Origin of the sequence: Streptomyces sp. NPDC059989 (assembly GCF_042736975.1) — a bacterium.
GTDB lineage: Bacteria > Actinomycetota > Actinomycetes > Streptomycetales > Streptomycetaceae > Streptomyces.
In genome coordinates, this window is the sequence record NZ_JBHWUO010000057.1 from 1 (window position 1) to 1,405 (window position 1,405).

The following is a 1,405-nucleotide window of genomic DNA, read 5'->3' on the forward strand; positions in this document are numbered from 1 at the left end:
GCCCGGTTACATTCCGAACCCGGAAGCTAAGCCTTTCAGCGCCGATGGTACTGCAGGGGGGACCCTGTGGGAGAGTAGGACGCCGCCGAACAATCTTTCAAAGGACCCTTGGTCCAGCGTTCAACGCTGGACCAAGGGTCCTTTTTTGTTTTTACCTCTTTACGCCGAAGCGCGGCCATGGGTTGGTTGCGCGAGAATGACTAGCGGTACCCCGAAGACAGGAGTCACACCCATGTCCAACTCTCCCGACGATCGTCCGGAGCGCGAGCCTCGGCGCAACGACGGCGGTGACAGGGGCGGCTACCGCGGGGGCCGTGACGACCGGGGCGGCGACCGTCCTCCGTTCCGTCGTGACGACCGCGGTGGTCGACCGGCCGGCGGTGGTGGCGGCGGCTTCCGTCGCGATGACCGTGGTGGGCGTCCCGCCGGCGCTGGTGGTGGCGGCGGTTTCCGCCGTGACGACCGTGGTGGCGACCGCCCGTCCTACCCGCGCCGCGATGACGACCGTGGTGGCTTCCGTGGTGGCCGTGACGACCGCGGTGGCGACCGTCCGAGCTACCCGCGTCGCGATGACCGCGGTGGCGACCGTCCGTCCTTCCCGCGTCGTGACGACCGGGGTGGGGACCGTCCGTCGTACCCCCGTCGTGACGATGACCGTGGTGGGCGTCCCGCAGGCGCTGGTGGTGGCGGCGGTTTCCGCCGTGACGACCGTGGTGGCGACCGCCCGTCCTACCCGCGCCGTGATGACGACCGTGGTGGCTTCCGTGGTGGTCGTGACGACCGCGGTGGCGACCGTCCGAGCTACCCGCGTCGCGATGACCGCGGTGGCGACCGTCCTCCGTTCCGTCGTGACGACCGTGGCGACCGCCCCTCCGGTGGTGGCTTCCGTCGGGACAACGACCGTCCGTCCTTCCCGCGTCGTGACGACCGTGGTGGCGACCGTCCCAGCTACCCGCGTCGTGATGACGACCGTGGTGGGCGTCCCGCCGGCGCTGGTGGTGGCGGCGGTTTCCGCCGTGACGACCGTGGTGGCGACCGCCCGTCCTACCCGCGCCGCGATGACGACCGCGGTGGGTTCCGTGGTGGTCGTGACGACCGTGGTGGCGACCGTCCCAGCTACCCGCGTCGTGATGACGAGCGTGGTGGGCGTCCCGCCGGCGGTGGTTTCCGTCGCGATGACCGTGGTGGAGACCGTCCCAGCTACCCGCGTCGTGATGACGACCGCGGTGGGCGTCCCGCCAGCGGTGGTTTCCGTCGTGACGACCGTGGTGGGGACCGTCCGTCGTACCCGCGTCGTGATGACGACCGTGGTGGGTTCCGTGGTGGTCGTGACGACCGTGGTGGCGACCGTCCCAGCTACCCGCGTCGTGATGACGAGCGTGGTGGGCGTCCCGCCGGCGGTGGA

General features: G+C 70.5%; 1 rRNA gene and 1 pseudogene. Both read left to right on the plus strand.

Features of this window, described 5'->3' with window-relative positions:
• Window positions 1–91: ribosomal RNA gene (gene rrf / locus ACFWBN_RS33490) — 5S ribosomal RNA — on the plus strand; the annotation flags it as partial.
• Window positions 92–319: 228 nt separating this feature from the next.
• A pseudogene (locus ACFWBN_RS33495) lies at window positions 320–1,405 on the plus strand (hypothetical protein); the annotation flags it as partial.